This window comes from Streptomyces hundungensis (assembly GCF_003627815.1).
Classification (GTDB): domain Bacteria; phylum Actinomycetota; class Actinomycetes; order Streptomycetales; family Streptomycetaceae; genus Streptomyces; species Streptomyces hundungensis_A.
Genome location: NZ_CP032698.1, coordinates 1504918 through 1525670 on the forward strand (window position 1 = coordinate 1504918; position 20753 = coordinate 1525670).

16 protein-coding genes and 1 tRNA gene are annotated in these 20753 nt (G+C 71.1%); 5 read left to right on the plus strand and 12 right to left on the minus strand.

Annotation, left to right across the window (positions count from 1 at the left end):
• Positions 1-57: 57 nt before the first annotated feature.
• Positions 58-942, minus strand: a complete 885-nt coding sequence (locus DWB77_RS06775; protein ID WP_120720378.1) for an SIS domain-containing protein — start codon at positions 940-942, stop codon at positions 58-60.
• Between the two features lie 151 nt (positions 943-1093).
• Between DWB77_RS06775 and DWB77_RS06780 the strand changes: the two genes are divergently transcribed.
• The gene (locus tag DWB77_RS06780; RefSeq protein ID WP_120720379.1) at positions 1094-1873 is read left to right on the plus strand and encodes a DeoR/GlpR family DNA-binding transcription regulator; all 780 of its coding nucleotides are present in this window, start codon (positions 1094-1096) and stop codon (positions 1871-1873) included.
• 81 nt (positions 1874-1954) lie between these two features.
• On the opposite strand, the gene DWB77_RS06785 is transcribed toward DWB77_RS06780, so the two are convergent.
• A complete protein-coding gene (locus tag DWB77_RS06785) occupies positions 1955-2554 on the minus strand; it encodes a TetR/AcrR family transcriptional regulator (RefSeq protein ID WP_120720380.1) in 600 nt (199 codons plus the stop codon).
• A 171-nt stretch (positions 2555-2725) separates the two neighbouring features.
• On the opposite strand from DWB77_RS06785, the gene DWB77_RS06790 reads away from it, so the two are divergent.
• Together DWB77_RS06790 and DWB77_RS06795 are read left to right on the plus strand one after the other, a co-directional pair.
• Complete coding sequence (locus DWB77_RS06790) at positions 2726-3661, plus strand: phosphatase PAP2 family protein (RefSeq protein ID WP_120720381.1); 936 nt, start codon at positions 2726-2728, stop codon at positions 3659-3661.
• Positions 3658-4605 carry a DMT family transporter gene (locus tag DWB77_RS06795; protein ID WP_120720382.1) on the plus strand — a complete coding sequence of 316 codons (948 nt, stop codon included), beginning with the start codon at positions 3658-3660 and terminating at the stop codon, positions 4603-4605. The genes DWB77_RS06790 and DWB77_RS06795 overlap by 4 nt, the downstream gene beginning before the upstream one ends.
• A gap of 82 nt (positions 4606-4687) precedes the next feature.
• On the opposite strand, the gene DWB77_RS06800 is transcribed toward DWB77_RS06795, so the two are convergent.
• The gene (locus tag DWB77_RS06800; RefSeq protein WP_120720383.1) at positions 4688-5674 is read right to left on the minus strand and encodes an MDR family oxidoreductase; all 987 of its coding nucleotides are present in this window, start codon (positions 5672-5674) and stop codon (positions 4688-4690) included.
• Positions 5675-5807: 133 nt separating this feature from the next.
• Positions 5808-8531 carry a TIM-barrel domain-containing protein gene (locus DWB77_RS06805; protein WP_428985107.1) on the minus strand — a complete coding sequence of 908 codons (2724 nt, stop codon included), beginning with the start codon at positions 8529-8531 and terminating at the stop codon, positions 5808-5810.
• Positions 8532-8854: 323 nt separating this feature from the next.
• Here DWB77_RS06805 and DWB77_RS06815 point away from each other — a divergent pair, with 323 nt between their 5' ends.
• Positions 8855-9106 (plus strand): hypothetical protein, encoded by a 252-nt coding sequence (locus DWB77_RS06815; protein WP_216826835.1) that lies wholly within the window; start codon positions 8855-8857, stop codon positions 9104-9106.
• A gap of 271 nt (positions 9107-9377) precedes the next feature.
• On the opposite strand, the gene DWB77_RS06820 is transcribed toward DWB77_RS06815, so the two are convergent.
• The 7 genes from DWB77_RS06820 to DWB77_RS06850 form a co-directional block, all read right to left on the minus strand.
• Complete coding sequence (locus tag DWB77_RS06820; protein WP_120720384.1) at positions 9378-9629, minus strand: hypothetical protein; 252 nt, start codon at positions 9627-9629, stop codon at positions 9378-9380.
• 650 nt (positions 9630-10279) lie between these two features.
• Positions 10280-11185 (minus strand): S41 family peptidase, encoded by a 906-nt coding sequence (locus DWB77_RS06825; protein WP_120720385.1) that lies wholly within the window; start codon positions 11183-11185, stop codon positions 10280-10282.
• 208 nt (positions 11186-11393) lie between these two features.
• Positions 11394-13196: a CAP domain-containing protein gene (locus DWB77_RS06830; RefSeq protein WP_120720386.1), complete on the minus strand. Its 1803-nt coding sequence runs from the start codon at positions 13194-13196 to the stop codon at positions 11394-11396.
• Between the two features lie 310 nt (positions 13197-13506).
• Positions 13507-15483, minus strand: a complete 1977-nt coding sequence (locus DWB77_RS06835; protein WP_162952461.1) for a SpoIIE family protein phosphatase — start codon at positions 15481-15483, stop codon at positions 13507-13509.
• Positions 15484-15783: 300 nt separating this feature from the next.
• A tRNA-Pro gene (locus DWB77_RS06840) sits at positions 15784-15857 on the minus strand.
• A 112-nt stretch (positions 15858-15969) separates the two neighbouring features.
• Complete coding sequence (locus tag DWB77_RS06845) at positions 15970-16320, minus strand: MmcQ/YjbR family DNA-binding protein (RefSeq protein ID WP_120720388.1); 351 nt, start codon at positions 16318-16320, stop codon at positions 15970-15972.
• Positions 16321-16468: 148 nt separating this feature from the next.
• Entirely contained in the window at positions 16469-17779 is a 1311-nt protein-coding gene (locus tag DWB77_RS06850; RefSeq protein WP_120720389.1) for a Gfo/Idh/MocA family protein, read from the minus strand.
• 1175 nt (positions 17780-18954) lie between these two features.
• Here DWB77_RS06850 and DWB77_RS06855 point away from each other — a divergent pair.
• On the plus strand, positions 18955-20160 hold the full coding sequence (locus tag DWB77_RS06855; protein ID WP_120720390.1) for an acyl-CoA dehydrogenase family protein: 1206 nt from the start codon (positions 18955-18957) through the stop codon (positions 20158-20160).
• A gap of 22 nt (positions 20161-20182) precedes the next feature.
• Here DWB77_RS06855 and DWB77_RS06860 read toward each other — a convergent pair whose 3' ends face one another.
• Positions 20183-20752, minus strand: a complete 570-nt coding sequence (locus DWB77_RS06860; protein ID WP_120720391.1) for a GAF domain-containing protein — start codon at positions 20750-20752, stop codon at positions 20183-20185.
• Position 20753: the final 1 nt, after the last annotated feature.

Below are 20753 nucleotides of genomic sequence, written 5' to 3' on the forward strand. Positions count from 1 at the left end.
CGCGGTCCGGTGCCGCATGGCTCCGCGTCACGTCGTTCGGTGTCACGGCTCGCCCGCTCAGGCGCCGTCGAGGATGACGGAGCGGGTGAGGTGGCGCGGCCGGTCCGGGTCGAGTCCGCGGGCCGCCGCGACGGCGACGGCCAGGCGCTGGGCCCGGACGAGTTCGGCGAGCGGGTCGAGGCGGCCCTCGATCCACAGCGCGCCGGTGGCGGCCACCTGCTCGGCGAGGCCCTCGGGCGCTTCGCCGAACATCCAGGTGGCGGTCGTGGTGGTGGAGATGCTGATGGGCCCGTGGCGGTACTCCATCGCCGGGTACGCCTCGGTCCAGGACAGCGACGCCTCGCGCATCTTGAGGGCGGCTTCCTGGGCGAGCCCGTTGGTCCAGCCCCGGCCGAGGAAGCTGAACTGGGTTGCTGCCACGAGCCGTTCGGGCAGCGGCTCGTCGAGCGCGGTGCGGGCGTCGGTGACGGCCTGCTCGGTGTGCAGCCCGAGGTGGGCGCGGAGCAGCGTGAGGGCGGTGGTGGCGAAGCGGGTCTGGACGACCGACTCCTCGTCCGCGAAGTCGAGGACCACGAGGTCGTCGGCGGCCCGCATCACCGGCGTGGCGGGATCGGCGGTGATGGCGGTGGTACGGGTGCGGCCGCGCACCAGCGCCAGGAGGTCGAGCACCTCGGTGGTGGTGCCGGAGCGGGTCAGCGCGACGACCCGGTCGTAGGAGCGGGAGGCGGGGAACTCGGAGGCGGCGAAGGCGTCGGTCTCGCCGAGGCCCGCCCCCTCGCGCAGCGCGGCGACGGCCTGCGCCATGAAGAAGGAGGTGCCGCAGCCGACGACGGCGACGCGCTCGCCCGCGGCCGGCAGGGCGTCTTTGTGCTGGAGGGCCAGTTCGGCCGCCCGCTTCCAGCATTCGGGCTGACTGCTCAGTTCGTTCTCGACATGGCTCATGCCGGGCTCCCACCCTCTGGATGTGACGCGCTGCCGTACGGGTTCGTGCTTGTTTCTGCAAAATATAACGGGATATCGAGCATGATCAAGCATATGGGCGTGCGCTAAGGTCACTACGGACGGTTACCGGTACGAAGAATGGAGGGCGCGGATGTCGCGCGACGCCCGCTGGCAGGCGCTCCTCGAACTGCTCGTGGAGCAGGGCCGCCTCGATGTCGACGAGGCGGCGTCGGCCCTCGGGGTGTCGGCGGCGACGATCCGCCGCGACTTCGACCAGCTCGCGGAGCAGCAGATGCTGGTGCGCACGCGGGGCGGCGCGCTCGTGCACGGCGTCTCCTACGAGTTGCCGCTGCGCTACAAGACGGCGCGCCAGGCATCGGAGAAGCAGCGCATCGCGAAGGCGGTGGCGGACCTGGTGGCGCCGGGCGAGGCGGTCGGCCTGACCGGCGGGACCACGACCACGGAGGTGGCCCGCGCCCTGGCGGTGCGGCCCGAACTCGCCCATGGGTCACCGGCGTTGACGATCGTGACCAACGCGCTGAACATCGCGAACGAGCTCGCGGTGCGCCCTCAGTTCAAGATCGTGGTGACGGGCGGGGTGGCCCGCCCGCAGTCCTACGAACTCACCGGACCGCTCGCGGGCGGCGTCCTGAACCAGATCACGATGGATGTGGCGGTGCTCGGTGTCGGCGCCTTCGACGTGACGCACGGGGCGTCCGCGCACGACGAGGACGAGGCCGGGATCAACCGGCTGCTGTGCGAGCGCGCCGAGCGGGTCGTGGTGGCCGCCGACTCCACGAAGCTGGGCAGGCGCACCTTCGCCCGGATCTGCGCGACGGCCCAGGTGGGCACGCTCGTGACGGACACGGCGGTCTCCGAGGAGACGGTCGCCGCGTTCACCGAGGCCGGGGTGACGGTCGTCGCGGTCTGAGCGACGGCCGGCGGGGCAAGCGTCACGAGGCGCGCGCGATCCAGCCTCAACGCCCTTGCGGGCCAAGCAAGTTGGGGCCGGTCAGCCGATCTTCAGCGCCGGGAGGACGACCGCTTCCAGGAGCCCCAGGACCGTGCCCTCGCCGTGGAAGCGGTCCTCGAAGAGCCGCTCGACGCGGAGCATGCCCATGATCATGGGGGCGACGTAGCCGATCGCCGGGTTGTCCGCCGCCACCTCGCCCCGCTCGACCCCGCGCCGCAGCATCGCGTCCAGGGCCGCGATCTCTGGGTTCAGTACGGTCTCGCGCAGGGCTTCGCGCAGGTCCGGGTGTTTGATGTAGGCCTGGCCCACGGCCTCCATCAGCGCCGTGTCGGGACCCTCGCGCCGGCCCACCACCCGGGCCGCCTCCCGGAGGTCCCCGGCGAGCGAGCCGGTGTCGATGCCGGCGAAGAACGAGCAGCGGTTGCGCCCGAGCGCCGCCGTGACCAGCAGCGGCTTGCTCTTCCACTGGCGGTACAGGGTGGCCTTGCCGCACTTGGTGCGCGACGCCACGCCCTCCATGGTCACGGAGTCGTAGCCGCCTTCTCTGAGCAGGTCGAGCACGGCGTCGTACAGCTCCAGCTCGCGCTCGGGGCTGATCTTGCTGCGGCGGGCAGCGGCCGTGGCGGCCTGCGTCGACATCGTTCCCTCCGGAGAAAAACAAGCGGCACTCCTGCACGTACGAGAGTAGGCTCCGCTCGTTCGAGACGCAAACGTATCGAGACGTTTGCGTCTCGATGAGTTTCGATCTAGCCTTCCTACGTTTGCTTGTGTTTTTCCCATCTATCGATCCAGGTTCAAAGGGGCCGGAGAATGTTTGCCGGTATAACCACGGGGACGCGTCTTCGGACCCGTCCCGCCGGACCGGAGACGACCGCTTCCCGGCCGCCCCTGGTGCGCGAGCTGATGCTCGTGACCGCGCTCTTCCTCGTGTACAAGTTCGGCCGCCGGCTGGCCAACGGCCACGAGGCGAGCGCCTTCGACAACGCCGACCGCGTCTGGAGCTGGGAGCGCGCGCTGCACCTGCCCGGCGAGGGCTCGGTCCAGCAGTTGCTGCTGCACGGCGACACCCTGGTCAAGGTCGCCAACACCTTCTACGCGACGGTGCACTTCCCGGCCACGGTGGCCTTCCTGGTCTATCTGTATCTGCGCCGCCCGGGCCACTACCTGTGGTCGCGCCGGGTGCTCGCCGGGCTCACCGCCGCCGCCCTGGTGCTCCACATCACGGTCCCGCTGGCCCCGCCGCGGATGCTCACCACGGCCGGACTCGTCGACACCGCACAGGTCTACGGGCCCTCCGTGTACGCGGCGACGCCCGACACCGACACCATGGCGAACCAGTTCGCGGCGATGCCCTCGCTGCACTTCGGCTGGGCGCTGATGGTCGCCGTCGGGCTGATCGCGGCGACCCGGAGCCGCTGGCGCTGGCTGTGGCTCCTGCACCCGCTGCTCACCCTGCTGGTGGTCGTCGGCACCGCGAACCACTACTGGCTCGACGCCCTGGTGGCCACGGCGCTCCTTGGCGCGGTGCTCTATTTCGTGCCCCGGCCGCGTCGGCTCATACAGTTGCCTGCGGCATCCAAGCCGGGCCGTGGGGCGCCCGCCCCGACCGCGCCCGAGCTCTCCCCGTCGTCCCCGCTGTCTCCGTCATCCCCGCTGTCCCTTCTGCCCCCGCTCACGCTCGCGTCCCAGCCGGCGCCCGCTGCCCCGCGCACCCCCGCGCCCGAGCTCACCGAGGCCGTGCGATGAACGAATCCGCGTTGCTCGCCATCCTGCTCTCCCTCGCCTCCGCCGCCGGTTACGCGCTGGCCGCCGTCGGCCAGTCCCGGCTCGCCGCCCAGGGGGGCGCGGGCATCGGCACACTGCTCACCCGACCGCTGTGGTGGTGGGCGGTCGGCCTGAACGTCGCGGGCGCCCTCATGCATGTGGCCGCGCTCCACTACGGGCCGCTCACCCTGGTCCAGCCGCTCGGCGCGCTCACTCTGGTGGCCGCGCTGCCGCTCTCCGCGTACTACGCGCGGCGCCGCGTCACCCGGCGCGAGTGGCGGGGCGCCGCCTGGACGCTGGCCGGGCTCACCGGTCTGATCGCGGTCACCGGACCCGCGAGCCCCGGAGACGCGCTCAGCCTGCCCGAGGCCCTCGCCATCGCCGCGGCCACCGCGCTGTTGCTGGCCTTTCTGGTACGGGCCGGGGCGCACTCCCCGCGCGGCGGCGGCCTCGGGCACGCCACCGCGTCCGGCATCGCCTCCGGAGTGGCGTCCGCGCTGACCCAGACGGTCACCGCCTCGCTCGCCCGCGAGCTCCCCGGGGGCCCGCTGACCTGGTGGCAGACCACGCTGCTCGCGGTGCTGGTGGCGATGTTCGCGGTCGGTGGCCTGCTGCTCTCGCAGACGGCCTACCGCGGCGGCCTCGCCGCCCCGCTGGCCGTGGTGAACCTCGCGAACCCGGCGGCGGCCGCGGTGATCGGGGTGGCGCTGCTCGGTGAGAGCTTCCACGGCGGTCCGCTCGGCTGGCTGGTGGCCGCCGCGGCGGCGGGCGTGGCCGCCCGGGGCGTGCTCATGCTGACCGGCGCCGCACCGGCCGACCTGCCCGCCCCCCTTCCCCCGCAGGTGCCCGCGATGGCGCCCACGGAGCGGCCGGCCGCCGAGCCGGCCGTGCGGGCCACCGAGCCGGCCGTGCGGATCCCTGCCTGAAGCACGGGCTGCGGATCCCCGCCTGAAGTAGAAGCTGGGGGGGGCGCCCACACCCGGCCGGCGCCGGGCCCCGCGCCGGCCGTTACGCGTTGACGTCCACGACGGTGCGCCCGCGCACCTGCCCGGCGAGGATGCGTTCCGCGATACCGGGCACCTCGTCGAGACCGATGACCGTGGTCATCCGCTCCAGCAGGGCCGGGTCGAGATCCCGCGCGAGCCGCTCGTACGCCCTGATCCGGCGTTCCATCGGCGCCTGCACGGAGTCGATGCCGACCAGGGTCACCCCGCGCAGGATGAACGGCAGTACGGTGCCCGGCAGATCGACGCCCTGGGCGAGGCCGCAGGCGGTGACGGTGCCGCCGTAGCGGGTGCCCGCGAGGACGTTGACCAGGGTGTGGCTGCCGACCGAGTCGACCGCGGCCGCCCAGCGTTCCTTGCCGAGCGGGCGGCCGGGGGTGGAGAGTTCGGCACGGTCGACGATCTCGGCGGCGCCGAGCGCGCGCAGATACTCGGCTTCGGCGGGCCGCCCGGTGGAGGCGAGCACCCGGTGGCCGAGCCGGGCGAGCAGCGCGACGGCGACCGAGCCGACGCCACCCGCCGCGCCGGTGACGAGCACATCGCCGCTGCCGGGGGTCAGGCCGGCGTCCTCCAGGGCGAGCACGCTGAGCATCGCGGTGTATCCGGCGGTACCGATCGCGGCCGCCTGCCGGGTGCTGAGCCCCGCCGGCAGCGGGACCAGCCAGTCGCCGCTGACCCGCGCCTTCTGCGCGAACCCGCCGTCGTGGCCCTCGCCGACGCCGTAGCCGTTGAGCACCACCTTGTCGCCGGGCGCGAACGAGGCGTGCGTGGACGACTCGACGGTGCCCGCGAAGTCGATCCCGGGGACCAGCGGGTACGTCCGGACGATGCCCTTGCCGTGGGCGAGCGCGAGGCCGTCCTTGTAGTTGACGGTCGAATAGTCCACGGCGACGGTCACATCGCCCTCGTGGAGGTCGTTCTCCTCCAGCGTGACGGTCTCGACCCGGTGGCCCTGCTCGTCCTTGGTCACACGGATGGCGCGGAATGACATCGAATCGATCTCCTGCCGGTGGGGTGCCTGTTCAGCCGTACGCCGATCTTGCCCCAAGCACCTTCGCGCCCGTGCAAAGGGGCCGCACCGGACGGCTCACGGTGCGGCCCCCGAACCGGTGGCGGGCCTCAGGTCACGCGATCTCGACGGAGAAGCCGCGTCCGGTCGGCTGCGACGGCGTCTTGACCTCCGTCGCCCCGGTCGCGGAATCGAAGAACCAGCCGGAGCCCGCCGCGGCGAGCTCGGCCGCGGAGCCGTACCGCTGGAGCCGCTTCCCGCCCAGTGCGACGATGCCGGGCGCGGCCTGCCCGTGCACGGTGAGGCGGTAGGAACGGGCGGCGGGCTTGCCCTGGTAACTGCCGTCACTGGCACCGATGTTGACGACCGAGGCGCGTCCCGCCGAGGTCACCTGGACCCGCTGGGTGGCCGAGGCGCCCCGGGCGAACTGCCGGGTCACGCCGTCGTCCTCGTACAGCGTGTAGGAGGAGGTGCCGAGCCGCGGGTAGATGTCGTAGTCCAGTTCGCCCTTGTCCCTGGTCTGCCAGGAGGTCGTGCCCTTGGGCCACATCGGCACGATCGAGCCGCCCTTCACGAACAGCGGGAGGGTGTCGAGCGGGGCCGCGTAGTGGTCGATGGTGGTGGGCCCCTGGTAGGTCTTGCCGCTCCAGTAGTCGGTCCAGGTGCCCCGGGGCAGATAGATGCCGTCGCGGACGCTGGTGTCGCTGTACACGGGGGCCACCAGGAAGTCCGGGCCGGCGAGGAACTCGTACTTGGCGTTCGCGCCCAGGGTGTTGGGGTCGTCCGGATACTCCAGGGAGAGCGGGCGGACCGCGCCGACACCGGTCGTGGTGGCGTCCTTGGAGAGCCCGTACATGTACGGGATGAGCCGCTCCTTCAGCTGGAGGTACTTGCGGTTGATGGATGCGTACGGCTCGCCGTCGAGCCAGGGCTGCTGGTCGGCGGCCTTGCCGGTGGTGAGGTCCTTGGCCCAGCCGTCCATCGTCATGATGGCCGGCAGGAACGCCTTCCACTGGAGGTCACGCGTGTACATCTTCGGGTCGTGGCCGAAGATGCTGCCCACATCGCCCGTGTTGTACGCGATGCCGGAGAGCGTGGCGCCCGCGTACGTGGGGATCTGCCAGCGCAGATAGTCCCAGCTGAGCTTCTGGTCGCCGCTCCACAGCACGCCGCAGCGCTGCGCTCCGGCCCAGGACACGGGCAGCCAGACGAAGCCGCGTGCGTCGCTGTTGTCCTCGATGCCGGCCTTCGCCTGATCGCAGGCGTCGAGCGCGAAGCCGTAGCCGTTGCCGACCCACGCCACGTCGAGCTTGGCCACGCGCTGGCCCGCCTTGACCTGGTCGGCGAGCTTGTCGAGGCCGTCCTGGGTCCACAGGCCGAGCTGGGCGTTGTGCGCCTGGAGTCCCTTGCCGGTCTCGGCGAGGTTCTCGTAGCCGCAGCCGTAACCGTCGTTGACGAGCATCCAGCCGAGCGGCATCTGGTTGCGGGTGTAGCCGTCGGCGACCTTGAGCGCGTCCAGGGTGTGCCGCTCGCCCCGGTTGGCGTTGTGCAGATAGCAGTCGGAGTCGCCCGGTTCGAGCCCGTACACGGGCGGCATGAACGGCTTGCCGACCAGTGAGGTGTACTTGCCGATGACGGACTTCACATCGCCGGTGAAGTAGTAGGCGTCAAGCCGCCGTTCCTGCTGTCCGGTGCGCACCCGCGGCCCGAAGTCGTAGACGCCGGGCGTGAAGGTGTTGCGGAAGACGCCGTAGCCCGCGGAGGAGAGGTAGAAGGGTTGCGAGTTGTTCCAACCGCCCTCGTTCCAGTTGGTGTTGTTGCCCACGTTCATGACCTGGTCTCGGTGCGAGAAGCTGCCGTTCTGCTCACCGCCGCCGAAGAACTGCTCGTCGGCGCCGCGGGTCAGGCTCTGGCGCATGCCGCCGGAGGTCCACCGCAGCGGATCGGCCTCGGACCATACGACGCTTCGGTTGTCGCCCTTGTAGAGCGCGAAGCGCAGCGGCTTCTTGTAGACGCGCAGGACGGTGTCCTTGCCGCGGATGCCGTAATAGGCGCCCGCGTCAAAGGACTTGGTGTTCTTCTGCGGCTTCGGCTGGGTCTGGATCATGTGGCTGCCGGGCGGATCGGTGAAGACGCCGTCCGGGGCCGCCCGCAGCCGCAGCGTGTCATCGGCGAGGAAGTCCACGCGGGCCTTCAGGGCGCCGGCGGCCATGTCGTACGTGCCGTCCTTGCCGCCGAAGGCGGTGAGGTCGCCCGCGTCGGTCGGCTCGGGCAGATACGCCGTGCCGGTGAACGAGTTGTGGTGCACGTCGTAGGGCACGACGATCACGTGGTACGTGCCCGAGGCCTTCGGGATGACGGTCGCCTCGGGGTCGGCGGTGCCCGCGCTGGAGGCGACCTGCTTGCCCGCGTCGTCATAGACGTACAGGTCGAAGTCGTCGGTGGGCGTGGCCCATTGGACGGAGACGGGCACCCCGCCCTCCGGGTTGTCGTCCCACTCACCGGCCGGCGGCTTCACGGTCAGATCGAAGCGGGCACAGACGGCGCCGTCCGGGTCCTGCGCGGCCGGCGGGCACTTGTCGGGCGAGCCGACGGTGCCCTTCTCGTAGACCGGGCTGTGCCAGGTGAGCGACTTCGTGCCGCCGTCCAGGACGCCACCGGGTGGCGCGGCGGCCTCCGCGTGGGCGGCCGGAACGGCGAGCGCGGTGAGGGCGAGCGCCAGCGCCGACAGGACGGCGACGGCGGGACGTCGGGGCGGGCGTGAGCCATACCAGGGGGTCCGCAAGGTTTCGTTCTCCGTTCGTACCGAGCAACAGCCGGGCGCGGCGTGCGCGTTCATGCTTGGAACCATGGAGTTTCGAGCATCAAGATTCACCGTGAGCCGGGTACATGTCAACGGCTGGGGCATGGTTGGGCGCAACTCGCGGGCGCGCCAGTCGGCTTGGCGCCTGATGACGAAGGCGGGGGGCGAGAGGGCCGGGCGGGCTGGGCCTGATGCTGCGTCCCGTGCCGCGACCCGCGCCGGTCTATGGGGCCGCTGTCGGCGTGCCAGCGGGGCCGAGGGCGGGGCGGCGGCTTGAACGGCCTGCGTCAGGCGGACGGCGGGGGTGGCCCGAACGGCCTGCGTCAGGCGGACGGCGGGGGGCGGCGGTGGGCGTGGGCGTGGCGGTCGCCGTGACGGTGGCGGTCGCGGTGACGCTGGCGGTGGCGGTGGCGGTCGCCGTGGTGGTGGCGGTGGGCGTGGCGGGGGCGGCGGCCGTGCGCGACGGCGGTGGCGGCGGCCGTGGCGGCGGTCGCCGGGGCGGCGGCGGTCGCCGGGGCGGTGGCGGTCGCCGGGGCGGTGGTGGCGGTCGCGGTGGCGGTCGCCGTAGCGGTGGCGGTGGCCGTCGCCGTGGCGGCCGGAGCGTGGGGTGATCGGCGGCAGTTTCGTCAACCGGGTCACACCGCCCGGCCCGCTGGGGAATGCGAACCGACCGCGGCCGGGCGTTTCCGTGGAAGTGGCCGGGTGGCCGGGCCGGGCCAGGGATGTCGGGAGCCTCCCGCCTTGTCGAGGGCGGGCCTTGCTGACGGGCGGCGGCCGGGGTGGCACGCAGACGTCCGCAGGGGCCGCGCCGTCGGCCGGCGCGGCGGCCACGCGCTGCGCACGCGCGCTCCCGAGCACCGGGCAACGGACCCGTCGACGTGGCTAGGGCAGCACGAACCAGTCCATGGCGAACGCCGCGGCGAGCCCCGCCACCAGCAGCCAGGAACCGAGCCGGGTGCGGCCGTTGCGGCTGAGTTCGATGACGACACCGCAGAGGATGAGGGCGAGCCCGTACACGCCGACCACGAGCACCGAGGACTGCGTGGCCAGCCGTACGACGAGGATGATCCCCATCGCCGCCATGAGCACCCCGGCGGCCACCATCCGAATCCGCCGGGCCTGCCACGGCGCCATGCCACGGCGCCGCTCAGGCTGGTCGCCAGCCCCCTCCAACTCGCTTGCGGATTGCGGAAGTTGTGCGACCCCACTGCCCTCGCTGCCCTCGGGGTGCGTAGGCCGCTCGGCGTGCTCGGGGGTGGCGGGGGCCGCGGAGGGCGCGGAGGCGGCCGGTTCCGTGTCCTCAAGGGCCTTGGCCGGCTCATGCGACCGCGTCGCGTCCGATCCGTCGGCAGCGTCGGCCGGCGCGGCGCTGACCGCGGGTTCGACGGGCTCGTCCGAGCCGGCGGCGTCACTCGCTGCGGCAGCCTCGGCGGCGGCATCGGCTGCGACGGGGTTGGCCGACGCGGCGGGCTCAGGCGCGGCGGCCTCAGGCGCGGCGGGCTCAGGGGCTTCGACGGCGCCCGCCTCACCCCGCGGTCTCGAAGGCCCCTCCCCCGTAGGCCCGTTCGGAGCCTGGCTCGGTACCTTCGTTTCGGGCGGCCGCGACGCTCCGCGCGCTTCCGGGGCCGCGTCCACCGCTTGTTCCTGATCCGACGTGCTCATAAGCCCGGATCGTAATCGCTCCCCCGGGAGCTTGTTCGACGTCCCTTCCTTGACGCGGAACCGAACCCCCGCGTGCGACGGCCCCGCGCGCAGAGCCGTCGGTGAACCGGGCCGGGGCCGGGTCAGCCCGCCAGGCGTGCGAGGGCGAGGGCGTGGGCCCGGTCGAGGGCGTCGGTGGCGGCGCAGGGGACGTCCGGCTGTACGCCCTTGCCCTCCCAGTTCGTGCTGGAGACGGGGTTGACGGCGCGGCCGACGGGCACGGTGGCTTCGAGGTGGGGGTGCACGGTCCAGCCCTGGCACGGGTGTGCGCCACCGCGGCTGGGCTCGCCGACGACTACGGCGCGCCCGAGCTGTTGCAGGTCGTACGCCAACTCCTCGGCGGCGGAGAAGGTGCTGGTGCTGGACAGCACGTACAACGGCTTGCTGCCGCCGAAGCGCGCGCCGGGAACGTGCGGCAGGCTCCAGGACTGCTCGCTGCGCTCGCCCCGACGCCAGTACATGGTGTTGAGGTGGGTGCGCTCGTCGAGGAGGTAGCTACAGACGAAGGCGACCGCGTCCGGGTCACCGCCCCGGTTCGCGCGCAGGTCGACTATCAGGGCCTGGGCGCGGGAGGCGAGAGTGAGCGCCGCGCTCAGCGGTTCGGCGGCCCACTCCAGCGGAAACAGCATCGGTGCCAACTCCACCACGGCGACACCTCCGTCGAGCAACTGCACCCGGGGCGCCCCGCCCAGTGAGGCGTCGAAGTCCCGGCGCATGGACTCCAGCGTCGCCGCCCCCTCCTTCGTGGGGACCGGATCGACGTGGTGCTTGAGTCTCAGGTGGCGGTCGCCGTTCACGGACTGGAGGTCCGCGGTGACCAGGCCCGCGAGTTCCTCGGCGGCCTCGACGTCATAGGCCCCTTCGGCGAGGCGCCGTCGCAGCAGGCCGGCGAGTTGCTCGGCCACCTCGGGGAAAACGTAGTGCTCGGTCAGCAGCCGGGCCGTCTCGTCGATGACAGGAGCGGGCTCAAGCTTCGTCAGGGTCGTCATGGCAGGGAGTAGAGCATCGTGCCGCCGAATGATCAAAGCGTTTGTACGGTCTCGGCGTGCGTCACCAGGGCCCCCGCGCACGGCGTACTGGTGGCGCTGATCGGCAAGTTCCGCCGATCAGCGCCACCAGCTGCCGCGGTTTCCGCGGCCTCCGCGGCCTCCGCGTAACTGCGGTGCCTGCGGGACCAGTTCGAGCAGCGGCCAACGGTCAGTCCGCGAAGACCTGATCGCGTGTCGAGTCCCAGAACAGCTGCTTGATGGCGCCGTCCTTGCCGCGGTAGAAGGCATGTTGCTGATCGGGCCACACCAGAGTGGCCGGGGTGTCCGAGACGTCGGGGGTCACATGTGCCTTCGCGGTCCAGTCGTCGGCGAACACCTGGTTCTTGCCGGAGTCCCAGAACAGATGCTTCAAACTCCCGTCCGTACCGCGGTAGAACACGTGCTGCTGGTTCGGCCACGCCAACGTCGCCGGATCGCCGGCCACATCGGCACCCACATGCGCCTTCGCGCTCCAGTCATCCGCGAACACCTGGTTCTTTCCGGAATCCCAGAACACGTGCTTCAAACTCCCGTCCGTACCGCGGTAGAAGACGTGTTGCTGGTTCGGCCACGCCAACGTCGCCGGATCACCAGCGACATCAGCGCCTCCATTCGCTTTCGCGGTCCAATTGTCCGCGAATACCTGGTTGGTGCCCGCATCCCAGAACAGGTGCTTCAGGCTGCCGTCCGTGCTGCGGTAGAACACGTGCTGCTGGTTCGGCCACACCAACGTCGCCGGTGTACCCGCGACATCCGGAGCCACATGAGCCTTGGCGGTCCAGTCGTCGGCGAACACCTGGTTCTTGCCGGAGTCCCAGAACAGGTGCTTCAAACTCCCGTCCGTACTGCGGTAGAACACGTGCTGCTGATTGTTCGCCACCAATGTCACCGGATCTCCCGCGACATCAGCACCCACACCCGCCTTCGCAGTCCAATTGTCCGCGAACACCTGGTTCTTGGCGGAATCCCAGAACAGATGCTTCAGACTGCCGTCCGTACTGCGGTAGAAGACGTGCTGCTGGTTCGGCCACACCATGGTCGCCGGCGTACCCACGACATCGGAGGCCACGCCCGCCTTCACGGTCCAATCGTCCGCGAACACCTGGTTCTTCGTGGAATCCCAGAACAGGTGCTTCAGACTCCCGTCCGTGCCGCGGTAGAAGACGTGCTGCTGGTTCGGCCACACCAAGGTGGCCGGCTTGCCCGCGACATCGGCGGCCGTGTGCGCCTTCGCGTTCCAGTCACCCGGCGCCGGCGCCACCTGCCCACCGGGCGGAATGGCGCGCTGACCGTAGATATTTCCGGCCGGCGCGTACCGGCACACGAGAATCCACCCGGTGCCACCCGACACGGGTACGCCCTCTTTTACGCCGCAGCCGATCGAGGTGGTGACCGATCCGGGGGCCATCCAGATCATCTGGGAGTAGTGGCCCCACGCACGGCGATTGGTGTCGGGGGCCGGGTTGGCCGCGACCACAGCGTTGTCATCCGCGTCGAATTTGGCCTTCTCCGCGATCCAGCTGTAGCTCACCGAGGGGTCGACCGCGACGGCGGGATGCGCGGGAACAGGGGTGCCGTTGAGGAGATTCTCGCCCTCGTTGCCGTTCTTGTCGCGATCGCTGTGAACGAGCCCGCCGTTCGCACTGGACGCCGGGTCGTCCGCCCAAGCCTGTGCGTCACAGGCGAGCTTGGGATTCCAGGTGACGGAAACGAGGGACAGCCCGGGGTTGTATTTCTTGATGGCTTCCTGCCGCGCTTCGTTGTGGCCACGGACGAGGGCATCGGCATCCGACGCGCTGATCTGCGAGCCCGTCCCGGGAGGAGGGTCGTCGGACGGGCACGTAGCAGATTTGACGGGGGAGGCAGGCGCCGAAGCGGGCTGCGCAGGTGCGGCCGAGGCGGCCGACATCGGGCCCATCAGAACAAGACCGCACACTATGGCGGCCGCCGTTACGAATGAGTTCGGTTTCATCGAGCGCTCCGATACGGATTGCACGGGAGGCCGGAATGCCGGGAGGCAGGAAGGCACGGGTGCAGGAATGCCGGGCTGCCGGAATGGCGCGATGCCGAGAAGTCGAAGGTCGGGCTCGGGCCGAACTCGGGCTCGGGCTCGGGCTAGGGCTCGGGCTCGGCGTGATCGTCGCGCACGTGGAACGACGACATCATGTTCGCCCGTTTGGCCTACGCCTGCGCGTCCAGCGCCCGGTCGATTGCTCCATTCGGGCGCTTTTACCCTGACAATCTAGACATTTCCTCATCGCGTCGCTACAGTGCGGCGCTTTTCAACCCCGCTGGCCGTCTTGGCGCCGCACCACAAGAACGGCCCGGTCGTCGACATGGCCGGTCAGGGAGTCGTCCTGTGCCATCAGGACGTCCGCCAGCTTCCCGAGTGGCCCCTCGCGATGGCGGTCGGTCGCGGCGCAGACGTCGGCCAGGCCGTCGTCGACGGGCAGTCGGGGGCCCTCCACCAGGCCGTCGGTGACCAGGGCGAGCACATCTCCGGGGGCCAACTCCATTGCGTGGACGGGGAATTCACTGCGGGCGAGCACCCCCAGGGGCAGCCCGCCCGGGCACTCGCGGACCCGCGCTCCGTCCTGCGCGGCGTGCACCAGGGGGACGTGTCCGGCCCGCGCCGTCAGAGCCTCCCCCTCCGGGGTGAGCAGGACGTACAGGCAGGTCGCGAAGACGGGCAGGCGCATCTGGAGCATGAGGTCGTTGGTGCGGGCCAGCACCCGGTCGGGGGCGGGCTCCTGCCAGGCGTAGGCGTGCATCGCCGTGCGTATCTGGCCCATCAGGGCGGCGGCCTGCACGTTGTGGCCCTGGACGTCGCCGATGATGCAGGCCGTGCTGCCGTCGGGCAGGGCGATCACGTCGTACCAGTCGCCGCCCACGTCCAGGCCCTGATGCGCGGGGCTGTAGCGGGCCTCGACCTCGTACCCCGTGACGGTCGGCAGCGTGGCGGGCAGCAGGTTGCGCTGTACCGTCGCGGCCAGCTCGGTGCGGGCGGACTGGAGCCGGATGCGCTCCCACGCCTGGCCCGCGACATCGGCCATCACCCCGACCAGGGTCCGCTCCTGGGGGGAGAGGTCGTGCGGCCGGTCGAAGGTGACGACCCAGCCCCCGAGCGGGGCGGCACCCTGGCCGCGGAGCGGAATCATGATGAACGAGGAGGCGGACGTGGCGTCCAGCAGACTGTGCGCCTGCGGCCACGAGCGCCGGTAGTCGTCCCGGGTGGCGATGAACAGGGGTCTTCCGGTGCGGATCGCCTCGGTCAGCGGCTTGGGGGCGTCCAGCGGGAGCCCGTGCAGGGAACGGGCCAGCGCGGGATCGATGCCGTCCCCGAACGTCACCCGCAGCCGCCCCTCCTCGACGAACGCCAACAGCGTGCCGGTGCCCCCGAACGCCGGGGCGACGCGGTTCAGGATCGCGGCGGTGAGTTCGTCCTCCGTCGCGGCCCCGACGAACGCGGCGGCGAGCTGCTGGACGAGGTCGACGCGCCGCTGGGCATCCGCGTGCGCCTTGACGAGCGTCTGGTGGCGTTCCACGGCCGCGGTCGTGTTGGTCGTGGTCCCCACGACGCGCCGCCCGCCGTCGAAGCCGAACCGCACGAGGCGCGCGAGGGTGCGCAGCCAGTGCAGCCGGCCCTGCTCGTCCGGCATCCGGAAGTCGACGTCCACCTGCTGGGTCTCACCTCTGCGCAGCGCCCAGAACGCGTCCCGCACGCGCGCCACGTCCTCGGCGTGCACCCGGTCGAAGAGCTCGGCGAGCGGCATCCGGTCGCCGGGCCCCATGCCGTTGTACAGGCGCTCCCCGTCGAGCCAGCTGAAACGGTCGGCCTCCTCGTCGTAGACCCACAGCGAGTGATCGGCCAGTACGGTCATGGAGCGCAGCGCCTCCCAGTGCAGCCACTCCCCCTGTTCCTCCTCCTCGATCTCCACCAGCAGCGCGGGCGGCCCGGCGCCGCGCATGTCCAGCCGGCGGGCGGAGGTCATACAGATGACGGTGCCGTGGGGATGCGCGTACTCGACCGGCTGGCGGTAGGTGCGCCCCTCGCCCCGGATCGCGTCCAGCAGCAACTGACGCGAGATGGAGGCGCTGCTCGGCGCCACCAGGTCGGAGAAGGTCCGGTGCGGTGTGACCTCGTCCAGCAGAACCTTCCGGGCGCGCGGGCTGGCACACATGAGGTCCGCCGCTCCGGCGGGCGTGGTGGCGGGTTCGAGCATCATCCACATGCCGTCGAGAGGGAGCGCCTCCTGCAACGGGCAGGCTTGGAATGTGGTGTCTGCACACATGGACATCGATCTCAAGAGCGGGCGGACGGGTGGCCCTGCCTACGGGCGGGTTTCCCATCCCAGCCGACATCGGCCCCCGATGGCGGATGCGAAGGTCACGACCCTTCGGGCCGAAAGTCCCTCGCGGACGCACCCGGTGCCTCGCCGGTGAACCATGAGCCGGAACTGCCCGGGACCGGGTCCAGGGAATGGTGGTCGGCGCCGAGAAACGGGTCAGGGCCGGTCTCGGATTTCTCCGAAACCGGCCCTGACCTCGACTCTTTCGAGTCGGGACGACAGGATTTGAACCTGCGACCCCTTGACCCCCAGTCAAGTGCGCTACCAAGCTGCGCCACGTCCCGATGCCCGTCTGACCTGGGGTTTCCCCCGGCCGTTCGTGCATGAGAACAATACCGCACTTCCCCGGGTGGTCACGAACCCCTTTCCCGGAGCGCGCGCCGTCAGGGCCCGGTCTCAGCCACCCGGCGCCGGGTGTGCGTCGAGGAGCTTGCGCGGGGCGGCCTGGCGCCAGGAGTCGGTCAGGATCGCGGACAGTTCGGCGTCTCCGTCGAGCGCGGCGAGCCGGACCCGCAGCCAGGCGTAGTTCTCGTCGTGCCCCTCCCGCAGGAAGAACTTGTCGGGCTCGGCGGCGATCAGCTCCTCCCGGTCCTCCTTCGGGCACTTCACGCCCACCCAGGCGTCGTCGTCGCCGAGGGAGGCGAAGATCTTTCCCGCGACCCGGAAGGTGGGCCTGCCCCAGGCGAGCTTCTCCGCCGCCTCGGGAAGCGCGAGCGCGATACGGCGTACGTCGTCGGCGTTGGCCATGGAAGAACCGTACGCCGCGCCACTGACAGCGGCCCCGGTGAAGGAGAGGAGCGCGGCGCGGAGCGGGGTGCAGCCCCGTCCGTCCTGCGCTCAACTGCGGCGTCGTCACGCCGGTCCCGATCCGGGTCGCGGTGAGCCCGCCCTTCGCTCATCCGGCGACGTCATCGCGCTGTCCCCGCTCGAAGTACGCCGCGAGGTCCGGGTCGAGCGCCGGCACCTCGCGCGGGGTGCCGCCCGTCCGCAGCGAGGCCGTGGCCTGGTAGCCGGCGGCGACCGCCATCCGGGCGGCGACCGGGGAGGTGTCGGTGAGGCCGCCGTCGCGTACGAAGCGCAGGAACTCGTCGACGATCAGCGGATCCGCCCCACCGTGCGCCTGGTCCCCTCCGTGCCCCTGGCTCCCTCCGTGCCCCTGGTCCCCGCCGTCCCGGACAGCGCCCGCGCCTTGGACTGCGGCCCCGGCTCCGGTTCCAGCCCCCGCCCCCGCTCCCGCTCCCGCTCCCGCCCCGGGGATCTCGTACGTCTCGTCCGGTTCCGCGCGGTAGCCGGAGCGCCGGGTGTTCCAGACCTTCACCTGGCCGCCCGGGCCGTCGCCGAAGTTCTCCAGACGGCCCGCGTCGCCGATGACCGTGTAGTTGCGCCAGTAGTCCGGGGTGAAATGGCACTGCTGGTACGAGGCGAGCACCCCGTTGTCCAGGCGCAGGTTGAGCAGCGACACGTCCTCGACGTCGATCACCGGGTTGAGCGCGCGCTGGGTGTGCGGCGGCCAGTGGCCGTCCTCGGTGTACCAGTCCCGCGCCTTGGGTTCGCCGGGCGCCCGGCGGTGCGGGTTGGCTCCGTACACCATCAGATCGCCCATCGCCTGCACGTCGCGCGCGTAGCCGCCGGCCAGCCAGTGCAGTACGTCGATGTCGTGCGCGGCCTTCTGGAGCAGGAGGCCGGTCGTGCAGCGGCGCTCGGCGTGCCAGTCCTTGAAGTACCAGTCGCCGCCGTACCCCACGAAGTGGCGCACCCAGATCGTCTTGACGGTGCCGATGGCGCCGCGACGGATGAGGTCGCGCATCATCCGGACGACGGGCATGTGCCGCATGTTGTGGCCCACATAGAGGCGGGTTCCGGTGTCGCGCGCGGTGCGCAGGATCTCGTCGCAGCGCTCGACCGTGATGTCGAGCGGCTTCTCCACGAAGACCGGCTTTCCGGCGCGCAGGGCGGCGCAGGTCAGGTCGGCGTGGGTGTGGTCGGGGGTGAGGACGAGGACGGCGTCGAGGTCGGCCGCCCCGGTCACGGCGCGGTGGTCGGTCGAGAGGCGTGCGCCGGGAAAGGCAGCGCCGGCCTCCGCCCGGGCCTGGGGATCAAGGTCCGCGACGGCGGTCACGGCGGAGCCGCGCCCGGGCCGGTGGGCCACCCGCGCGATGCTGCCGCGCATCCCGTAGCCGATGACGCCGATACGGAGGTCGGTCATGTCAACTTCCTTCGCTGCGAGCCGAGTTGTGGCCAGGGGGCCAAGGATGCGATCGAAGCGCGGGGAGGGCGAGGGCCCGGGTCGACCGGCCCGTTCCCCGCGGGGCGCCGTACCGGACCGGGCGGGGTTGTGACCCACCGCCCGGTGGCCGGATTCCTCACCACTTCCCCACACCTCCGAGCCCGTTACGGCGCACGCGGCGCCAGAGGTCACTCGGGCACCCCGCGTCCTGCTCCTGGGCCCGGTGTCCGAATGACGCTGCCACCGGTCCCCGGCGGGACCGCTCGCGAGGGCACGGCAGGGGAGGCGCTCGATTCCGTATCTCACGCTCCTCAACGCGCCCCGCGCCACCACAATGCACCGTTCACGCTGGTCCACACCCCAACGCGCCCTCGCCGGACGCAACCAATTCCAGGGGCGACAGCCTCTCACCGACCCTTACATGGGCCCCCGACTCCCTTGCGCCGGGCGCCCGTTGTGGATCAGTCGGACGGGGAGGCGCCGTCCGTCGAGTCCGGTGCCGGGCCGCGGCGATGGCGCCCGGTTCGGTCCGCCACGGAGCGGAGTCGCTTCCGGGCCTTCGGGACGGCACTCCGCGCCGCCCGGTCCTCATGGAGAATCTCCAGGTCAGCGACGTGAACCGGTGGTCCGTGCCCGCCTCGTCCCGGCGAGGTGACGCCCTTGGGCGGAATGCGACCCGCCCGCCGCGTGGCCCGATCCGCCACCCGACGCCACCCCGGGTGCCGGAAAGTGCAGGTCGGTGGGGTGGCGCGGGGCCCGCTCGTTCACTCACACGTATGAAGGACGGGCCGTTTTCGTCATTGTCGAAGCCGAATCGGTTCTGCACCTGTCCTCAGATGTCATGACCGTGTCCATCTGATTCCGCTTCCTGGCCCTCAGTGCCACATGCCCACGAAACCTTTGCCGTTGTCATGTGGCGGAAAGTTGTGTGAAGGGGATGCAATCGACTGGGACCGAACAGGCCGGGACACACACAACACATCGCCATTACGTCGTCAACCCACCACCTTCTGGCCATAGTTGGCGAGAGTGGTGTAGCGGCGGAAGGCGGCTCACAGCATGAGGGGGTCGGCCTCTTCGGGACGGGACCACTGCCGATGCACCACCTGCCGGGGCCTCCCGCGGCAGGCGTTTCGCGGAGGAGGGCTCGCGGGATGGACGGATACTTCAACAGCCGACTGCACCAACAACTGAGGGAAGACGTACGGCACTTCGCGGAACGTGAGGTACGACCCCGGATCGCCGAGATGGAGGCCACCCGCACCGTCCAGTACGAGCTGTCGCGGCTCATCGCCCGGCAGGGCTGGATAGGCGCCACCATCAGCCCCGTCTACGGCGGTATGGGCGTGGGCCACCTGGGCAAGACCATCATCATCGAGGAGCTGTCCCGGGTGAGCGGCGCCATGGGGGCCATGGTGCAGGCCTCCCAGCTCGGCGTCGCCAAGATCGTGCACTTCGGGAACGAGGAACAGCGCAAGCGGTGGCTCCCGGCCGTCGCCGCGGGCGAGTGCCTGCCGACGATCGCGGTCACCGAACCCGAGTCGGGCGGCCATGTGCTGGGCATGGCCGCGAGCGCGGTGCGCGACGGTGACGACTACCTTCTCAATGGCCGAAAACTCTATGTGGGCAACAGCCATGTGGGCGATCTCCATGGCGTGATCCTGCGCACCGGACCGGGCTCCAAGGGCCTGTCGGCCTTCTTGGTCGAGTCCGACCGCCCGGGCTTCTCCCTGGGCGAGCACCGGGAGTCGATGGGCCTGCACGGCTTCAGCTTCGGCGAGGTGCGGTTCCACAACTGCCGTGTCCCCGCCTCCCATCGGCTCGGCGAGGAGGGGGACGGCCTCGCCGTCGCGTACTCCTCCAGCGTGCTGTACGGGCGGGCCAACCTCACCGCCGTCGCGCTCGGCATCCATCAGGCGATCCTGGAGGAGACCACCAGGTTCTGCACCGAGCGGATCCGCTACGGCAAGCCGCTGCACGAACTCCCCAACATCAAAATCAAGTTGGGCCAGTTGCAGTCCCGGGTCATGACGGCCAGACTCGTCGCCTATCACGCGGTCCAGCTGCTCGACCAGGGCTTGCCGTGCGACGCCGAGCTCATGAACGCCAAGGTCGTCAACGTGGAGTCGGCACTGGACTCGGCGCGCAACGCCATGGAGATCCACGCCGCGGCCGGACTCTTCACCGACCGGCCCATCGAGCGCTATCTGCGCGACGCCCACCACATATTCGCCCCCGCCGGCACCTCCGACGTCCAGCTGCTGCGGCTGGCCGAGGTGGCGCTGGGCACCGCGAAGGGCCAGTGGTCGCAGCGCCTCTCCGATCTGGTGCGCATGCGGGAACTGGCCACCGTCCACTGACCCCGGCCGCGGCGAGGACGGCTCAGAAGTGGCCGTCCTCGCGCCGGTGGATCTGCTCGACGAGCTCGGCCGCCATCGTCTTGATGGTTTCGAGCCCCGCCCTGCCCCAGGGCCGGGGCTCGGTGTCGACCACACAGATGGTGCCGAGCGCGATGCCGGTGCGGTCGATGAGCGGGGCGCCGAGATAGGAGCGGATGCCGATCTCGTCCACCACCGGGTTGCCGGCGAACCGCGGGTAGTCGCACACGTCCTCCAGGACGAGCGCCTTGCGGCGCACCACGACATGGGGGCAGTAGCCGTGGTCGCGCGCCATGATGCGGCTCACCCCGCCGGCCGCGGCCGCCGCACCCAGGTCCGAACCGTTGTGGGTGCCGTTGGGGGTGTGCAGCCCCGCGAAGAACTGCTGGTTCTCGTCAATGAAGTTGACCATCGAGAAGGGCGCTCCGGTCACCGCGGCGAGCTTGCTGGCGAACTCGTCGAAGGCCGGGTCGGGCCGCTCCCCCATGCCCAGCTGGCGCAGCCGCTGGACACGGACCGGCGCTTCCCGGTCGACGGGGGTGAGCAACAGATGTCCGGTCGGGTCGTACGTCATA

Coding starts and splice junctions, on each gene's coding strand:
- DWB77_RS06820 (WP_120720384.1), bottom strand. CDS start 9,629: ATGGCGCCGTGGCAGGCCCGGCGGATTCGGATGGTGGCCGCCGGGGTG.
- DWB77_RS06780 (WP_120720379.1), top strand. CDS start 1,094: ATGTCGCGCGACGCCCGCTGGCAGGCGCTCCTCGAACTGCTCGTGGAG.
- DWB77_RS06790 (WP_120720381.1), top strand. CDS start 2,726: ATGTTTGCCGGTATAACCACGGGGACGCGTCTTCGGACCCGTCCCGCC.
- DWB77_RS06775 (WP_120720378.1), bottom strand. CDS start 942: ATGAGCCATGTCGAGAACGAACTGAGCAGTCAGCCCGAATGCTGGAAG.
- DWB77_RS06855 (WP_120720390.1), top strand. CDS start 18,955: ATGGACGGATACTTCAACAGCCGACTGCACCAACAACTGAGGGAAGAC.
- DWB77_RS06845 (WP_120720388.1), bottom strand. CDS start 16,320: ATGGCCAACGCCGACGACGTACGCCGTATCGCGCTCGCGCTTCCCGAG.
- DWB77_RS06800 (WP_120720383.1), bottom strand. CDS start 5,674: ATGTCATTCCGCGCCATCCGTGTGACCAAGGACGAGCAGGGCCACCGG.
- DWB77_RS06850 (WP_120720389.1), bottom strand. CDS start 17,779: ATGACCGACCTCCGTATCGGCGTCATCGGCTACGGGATGCGCGGCAGC.
- DWB77_RS06860 (WP_120720391.1), bottom strand. CDS start 20,752: ATGACGTACGACCCGACCGGACATCTGTTGCTCACCCCCGTCGACCGG.
- DWB77_RS06785 (WP_120720380.1), bottom strand. CDS start 2,554: ATGTCGACGCAGGCCGCCACGGCCGCTGCCCGCCGCAGCAAGATCAGC.
- DWB77_RS06830 (WP_120720386.1), bottom strand. CDS start 13,196: ATGAAACCGAACTCATTCGTAACGGCGGCCGCCATAGTGTGCGGTCTT.
- DWB77_RS06825 (WP_120720385.1), bottom strand. CDS start 11,185: ATGACGACCCTGACGAAGCTTGAGCCCGCTCCTGTCATCGACGAGACG.
- DWB77_RS06805 (WP_428985107.1), bottom strand. CDS start 8,531: ATGAACGCGCACGCCGCGCCCGGCTGTTGCTCGGTACGAACGGAGAAC.
- DWB77_RS06795 (WP_120720382.1), top strand. CDS start 3,658: ATGAACGAATCCGCGTTGCTCGCCATCCTGCTCTCCCTCGCCTCCGCC.